At 70.4% G+C, this 3,096-nt stretch carries 1 protein-coding gene and 2 pseudogenes; 1 reads left to right on the plus strand and 2 read right to left on the minus strand.

Features of this window, described 5'->3' with window-relative positions; genetic code table 11:
* Positions 1-131 (minus strand): annotated as a pseudogene (locus QTQ03_RS30080) (3-deoxy-7-phosphoheptulonate synthase); the annotation flags it as partial.
* Positions 132-445: 314 nt separating this feature from the next.
* Here QTQ03_RS30080 and QTQ03_RS30085 point away from each other — a divergent pair.
* A complete protein-coding gene (locus tag QTQ03_RS30085) occupies positions 446-1,657 on the plus strand; it encodes an alkaline phosphatase PhoX (protein WP_289281288.1) in 1,212 nt (403 codons plus the stop codon).
* Here the strand turns inward: QTQ03_RS30085 and QTQ03_RS30090 are convergent.
* Positions 1,566-2,667 (minus strand): annotated as a pseudogene (locus tag QTQ03_RS30090) (alkaline phosphatase PhoX); the annotation flags it as partial. The gene QTQ03_RS30085 and the pseudogene QTQ03_RS30090 sit on opposite strands and share 92 nt — an antisense overlap.
* Positions 2,668-3,096 lie beyond the last annotated feature (429 nt).

The raw sequence follows: 3,096 nt of genomic DNA on the forward strand, positions 1-3,096 counted from the left end.
CGGCCGGTGAGCACGGCCGAGGAGAGTTCGTCGTCCAGGGGCAGTTCGTGGTGCAGCAGCGCCGGGGTGGTCAGCGGTACAACGCGGTCGATCCGCTGATCGCTGACCCGGTCCGTCTCCGGGGTCGTCACGGTGGCATCCTTCCGCCGACCGTGCCCGGGGCCGGCGCCCGGGACGAGCCGGCTGCTCGTACGCAAAAGGGCAGGAACGGAAGCTCCTGCCCGGCCGGCTCGATGCGGTGACGTCAGCTCACGATGAGGTCACCGGCTGGTCGAGCCGGCTGCCTAAACCATCGATACGAGCGCGTCACGCCGACTAGCGTACCCGATCCGACGGCGGCGGCTCACCCCGTCGTCCGGAAAGCCTCGCCGCACGTTCACCTGCATCGATGAAACGGACGGTAGTTTCGGCCTCACCACTCGTCGTGCCCCCCGAGGTTCCCCCGATGGATCGTCGTACTCTCCTGCGCGCCAGCGTCGTCGGCGGCGCCGCTGCCTTCTCCGGCAGCCTCTGGGTCGGCGCCGCGACCGCGGCGCCGGCCCAACCCGGCACCAGCCCGTACGGACCGCTCCAGCCGGCCGACGCCCAGGGCATCCAGCTACCCGCCGGCTTCACCAGCCGGATCGTCGCCCGGTCTCGGCAGACCGTCGCCGGCACGTCCTACACCTGGCACTACGCGCCCGACGGCGGGGCCTGCTTCGCCGCCGGTGCCGGCTGGATCTACGTCTCGAACTCCGAGATCAATCCCGGTGGCGGTGCGTCGGCGCTGCGGTTCAACGCCGATGGCAGCATCGCCTCGGCGTACCGGATCCTGTCGAACACCCGAAAGAACTGCGCGGGCGGTGCGACGCCGTGGGGGACCTGGCTCTCCTGCGAGGAGGTCAGCCGCGGGTACGTCTACGAGACGTACCCGCAGGGCGGCACGGCCGCGGTGCGGCGGGCCGCGCTGGGGCGGTTCAAGCACGAGGCCGCCGCGTGCGACCCGGATCGCCAGGTGATCTACATGACCGAGGACGAGAGCAGCGGTCGCTTCTACCGGTTCCGCCCGACCACCTGGGGCGACCTCTCCTCCGGCACGCTGGAGGTGCTGGTCGCCGGCAGCGCGACCAGCGGCCCGGTGACCTGGGCCCGGGTGCCGGACCCGGACGGATCGCCGAGGTACACCCGCTACCAGGTCTCCGGGGCGAAGAAGTTCAACGGCGGTGAGGGCTGCTGGTACGCCGACGGGACCTGCTGGTTCACCACCAAGGGTGACAACCGGGTGTGGGCGTACGACGCGGTCGACCAGCGCATCGACCTGGCGTACGACGACTCGCTGGTCTCCGGGAGCGCCCCGCTGACCGGGGTCGACAACATCACCGGTGCCGGCTCCGGTGATCTGTTCGTGGCCGAGGACGGCGGCAACATGGAGATCAACATCATCACGCCGGACGAGGTGGTCGCTCCGTTCCTGCGAATCACCGGTCAGTCGTCGTCGGAGATCTGCGGTCCGGCGTTCTCGCCCGACGGCACCCGGTTCTACTTCTCGTCGCAGCGGGGCTTGTTGAGAGAGACCGGAGGATCGAGCCCGAGGTGCCCCGCTGCGACGAGAAGTAGAACCGGGTGCCGTCGGGCGAGAACGCCGGACCGCAGATCTCCGACGACGACTGACCGGTGATTCGCAGGAACGGAGCGACCACCTCGTCCGGCGTGATGATGTTGATCTCCATGTTGCCGCCGTCCTCGGCCACGAACAGATCACCGGAGCCGGCACCGGTGATGTTGTCGACCCGGTCAGCGGGGCGCTCCCGGAGACCAGCGAGTCGTCGTACGCCAGGTCGATGCGCTGGTCGACCGCGTCGTACGCCCACACCCGGTTGTCACCCTTGGTGGTGAACCAGCAGGTCCCGTCGGCGTACCAGCAGCCCTCACCGCCGTTGAACTTCTTCGCCCCGGAGACCTGGTAGCGGGTGTACCTCGGCGATCCGTCCGGGTCCGGCACCCGGCCCAGGTCACCGGGCCGCTGGTCGCGCTGCCGGCGACCAGCACCTCCAGCGTGCCGGAGGAGAGGTCGCCCCAGGTGGTCGGGCGGAACCGGTAGAAGCGACCGCTGCTCTCGTCCTCGGTCATGTAGATCACCTGGCGATCCGGGTCGCACGCGGCGGCCTCGTGCTTGAACCGCCCCAGCGCGGCCCGCCGCACCGCGGCCGTGCCGCCCTGCGGGTACGTCTCGTAGACGTACCCGCGGCTGACCTCCTCGCAGGAGAGCCAGGTCCCCCACGGCGTCGCACCGCCCGCGCAGTTCTTTCGGGTGTTCGACAGGATCCGGTACGCCGAGGCGATGCTGCCATCGGCGTTGAACCGCAGCGCCGACGCACCGCCACCGGGATTGATCTCGGAGTTCGAGACGTAGATCCAGCCGGCACCGGCGGCGAAGCAGGCCCCGCCGTCGGGCGCGTAGTGCCAGGTGTAGGACGTGCCGGCGACGGTCTGCCGAGACCGGGCGACGATCCGGCTGGTGAAGCCGGCGGGTAGCTGGATGCCCTGGGCGTCGGCCGGCTGGAGCGGTCCGTACGGGCTGGTGCCGGGTTGGGCCGGCGCCGCGGTCGCGGCGCCGACCCAGAGGCTGCCGGAGAAGGCAGCGGCGCCGCCGACGACGCTGGCGCGCAGGAGAGTACGACGATCCATCGGGGGAACCTCCGGGGGGCACGACGAGTGGTGAGGCCGAAACTACCGTCCGTTTCATCGATGCAGGTGAACGTGCGGCGAGGCTTTCCGGACGACGGGGTGAGCCGCCGCCGTCGGATCGGGTACGCTAGTCGGCGTGACGCGCTCGTATCGATGGTTTAGGCAGCCGGCTCGACCAGCCGGTGACCTCATCGTGAGCTGACGTCACCGCATCGAGCCGGCCGGGCAGGAGCTTCCGTTCCTGCCCTTTTGCGTACGAGCAGCCGGCTCGTCCCGGGCGCCGGCCCCGGGCACGGTCGGCGGAAGGATGCCACCGTGACGACCCCGAGACGGACCGGGTCAGCGATCAGCGGATCGACCGCGTTGTACCGCTGACCACCCGGCGCTGCTGCACCACGAACTGCCCCTGGACGACGAACTCTCCTCGGC

Source organism: Micromonospora sp. WMMA1363 (assembly GCF_030345795.1).
Taxonomy (GTDB): Bacteria; Actinomycetota; Actinomycetes; order Mycobacteriales; family Micromonosporaceae; genus Micromonospora.